Source organism: Sphingomonas sp. CCH9-F2, assembly GCF_001556735.1.
In the GTDB taxonomy this organism is placed as follows: domain Bacteria; phylum Pseudomonadota; class Alphaproteobacteria; order Sphingomonadales; family Sphingomonadaceae; genus Sphingomonas; species Sphingomonas ginsenosidimutans.
Map to the genome: position 1 here is coordinate 1 of NZ_LSJO01000537.1, position 3,121 is coordinate 3,121.

Genomic DNA, 3,121 nt, shown 5'->3' on the forward strand with positions numbered 1-3,121 from the left:
CCGCTGGGCGGCGCGCCGAACGATGCGCCGCCCAGCGGACTGCCGAGCGGCAGGTTACCGCGGCCTGCGGTGGCGGTGCCGCCCTGCGCCATCTGCTGTACCTGCTGCACGAAGCGCGGCGTGCCGCTGACGACCAGCGTGCCGTCCGCGGAGGCGCGCGCATAGTTGCGCCGGTCGGCCAGCCGCTGCGCCGCGACCTGTCGCACGACGCGCGCGGCCGTTGCCTGCCCCACGTTGAGCGTCTGGACGCTGACCTCGTTCGCGCCGTAGACGTACAGTGCCGCGCCATCGTCATAGCTGACAAGGTTGAAGGCGCGCGCGACGTCGGCGAAGATCTTGTTCACCGATCCGCGGAACACGCCGTTGACGGTGCCGGTCAGGCTGGGGCTGGGCACCACCGGGCGCCCGACGCGACCGAACAGATCGCGCAGGAACGCGCCGATCGGCTGGTCGCGCGGCGACAACGTCAGCTCGCCCGGCGCGGCGGCGGTCGCGGGGGCCGGCGCAGGTGTCGCGGCCGGCGCCTGCGCGGTGGCCGGCGTCACCGACGCCAGCGACGCGACCAGCGCGATGCCGGCGCGATGATGGACCGTGCGCTTGCCCAGCGTCAGCATCGACAGGCGGTGTGGCGTCATGCAGTTGTTCCCCGGAATCACTCGGCCGCCATGGCCGGTTCAGTTGGTGTCGCAGCGTCGCGGTGCGCCAGGCCGGCGGCGGGCATTCCGATCTGCCCGACCATTTCCAGCCGCGTCAGCGACGACAGTTCGTTGAAGGCCAGGACCGGCAGGTCGAAGAGGTCCGGCTCGATCAGCTTGCGCACGGCGCGGCGCGCCTCGAACGAGGTGACCAGCGCATTGGCGCGCGTTTCCTGCGCGGTGGCGGCGATCGTGGCGACCAGATCGCGCGCGACATCGGGCGGCACGGCGAGCCGCTCGGCGCCGTCGACCAGGCGCGTCGCCTCGCGCACCATCGTCTCCAGTTCCGGCGTCACCACCAATGCACGCACTTCCCCGTCGGGCGCGGCGGCGTCGATCAGGTACCGCTTGAGCGCGATGCGCGTCATGTCCGCCAGCCGCGGCACGTCGCGTTCGCCCTGCGCCGCGTCGGTCAACCCTTCGAGCACGTCGCGCATGTTGCGCAGCGGCACCTCTTCCTCGACCAGCCGGCGCAGGACCTCGGCGATGCGTGCGGCGGGCAGCGCGCGAACCGCTTCCTTGACCACTTCGGGATAATCGTCGCCGATCCGGTTGAGCAGCGTGACGGCTTCCTGGACGCCCAGGAAGCGCGACAGGTGGCGGCGCAGCACGCCCTCCACCGCGGCGACCAGCGCGGCGGTATCGGCGCCCGCCCCCTCGCGCAGGCCGTGGCCGACCGGCAGTTCGTAGGCGAGCAACTGCCACGCGGCGCGCGCGTCGGGCGCCATGAAATGGATCGCCAGCCGCGGCAGCGGCACGCCCGAGCGATATTGCAACCGCTCCAGCATCGCCGCCATGTCGGCGGCCAGCGCGTCCCCTTCCTCACGCGAGGGGCGCGGGCCGGACAGTTCCAGCAGCAGCGGGACGACCGGCTTGGGCAGGGCGGGTTCGGCGACCAGCGTGGCGGGCGGCGGCGTCTCCCGCCCGCGCGACGCGATGCGGGCGAGCGGGCCGGCGTGTTTCAGGATCATCGGGCGCAGCCGCGGATGCAGGAACGCGCCGGTGCCGATCGCGCCCGCGCCCAGCCCCAGGAACACCGCCACCGGGAAGCCGGGCACCGCCGCCATCAGTACCGCGATCGCGCCGACGCCCAGCAGCGCGCGCGGATGCCCCGACAGCTGGCGCTGGATCGTCTGGCCGAGGTTGCTGGTATCCTCCTCATCGGTGGTGCGCGTGACCATCAGGCCCGCCGCCATCGCGCCGAGCAACGCGGGGATCTGCGCGACCAGACCTTCGCCGATCGTCAGGATCGAATATTTGTGGGTGGCGGCGCCCAGGTCCATGCCCTGCTGCATCACGCCGATCGCGAGCCCGCCGATCAGATTGACGACGACGATCACGATCGAGGCGATCGCGTCGCCCTTCACGAACTTCATCGCGCCGTCGAGGCTGCCATGCAGCTTCGATTCCATTTCCAGCACGCGGCGGCGGCGGCGCGCCTCGTCCTTGTCGATCAGGCCGGAGCGCAGGTCGCTGTCGATCGACAGCTGCTTGCCCGGCATCGAATCGAGGCTGAAGCGCGCCGCGACCTCCGCCACGCGCTCCGCGCCCTTGGCGATGACGATGAACTGGACGACGGTGATGATCAGGAACACCACCAGCCCGACGACGATGTTGCCGCCCGCCACCATCGTGCCGAACGTCTGGATGATATGCCCGCCATGCCCGTCCAGCAGGATCATGCGCGTCGTCGCAACCGACAGCGACAGGCGGAACAGCGTCGACACCAGCAGGATCGAGGGGAAGGACGAGAAGTCGAGCGGCCCGCGCACGTACAAGGTGGTCAGCAGCAGCATCACGCCGAAGGTGATGTTGATGCCCACCAGTAGGTCGACGACCAGCGTCGGCAGCGGCAGGAACAGCGAGCCGATAATGATGACGACGAAGCCGATCAGCGCGACGTCGGCATAGCGCGAGGCCAGCCCGACGCGCGGCGCAGTGTCGCTGGAGGCGAGATAATGCTGGACGCTCATTGCGCGGCACCCCGCGCGGTGGCGTAGCGGCCCAGCACGTCGCGGACATAGCCCTGCGTTTCGCGATAGCGCGGCACGCCGCGGTACTTCTGCACCGCGCCCGGTCCGGCATTATAGGCCGCGACGACCAGCGGCACGTTGTTGCCGAAGCGGCGCTGGAGTTGCTTCAGATACGCCGCACCGGTCGCGAGCGCGAGCGGGCGGTTGCCCAGCAGCGCGCGCGGATCACGCACCCCCAGACTGCGCGCAGTGGCGGGCATCACCTGCATCACGCCGAGCGCGCCCTTTGGTGACACCGCGCGCGGATCGCCGGCGCTTTCGGTCGCGACCATCGCGGCGAGCAGATGCGGATCGATGCGATACTGGCGGCCAATCGCAACGACCAGCGCGTCGGGCGCCGACGCGCCGCCGCGGCGGCGCACCTGGCGGACGGCGGCGGCGAGCCGGCGGTCG

General features: G+C 71.3%; 3 protein-coding genes. All 3 read right to left on the reverse strand.

What is annotated here, in order from left to right; genetic code table 11:
- Positions 1-635: hypothetical protein (locus tag AX685_RS15065; protein ID WP_197418639.1), on the reverse strand; the 635-nt coding region annotated here is incomplete at its 3' end.
- Positions 636-652: 17 nt separating this feature from the next.
- Positions 653-2,668, reverse strand: coding sequence for a flagellar biosynthesis protein FlhA (locus AX685_RS15070; protein ID WP_066490124.1), 2,016 nt, complete (start codon positions 2,666-2,668; stop codon positions 653-655).
- Positions 2,665-3,121, reverse strand: a 457-nt coding sequence (locus tag AX685_RS15075) for a lytic transglycosylase domain-containing protein (protein WP_156445843.1), incomplete at its 5' end; no start/stop codon positions are given. The genes AX685_RS15075 and AX685_RS15070, both read right to left, overlap by 4 nt.

What these genes read in the sequence shown, in the direction of transcription:
- AX685_RS15070 (WP_066490124.1), bottom strand. Translation starts at nt 2,668, where the DNA reads ATGAGCGTCCAGCATTATCTCGCCTCCAGCGACACTGCGCCGCGCGTC.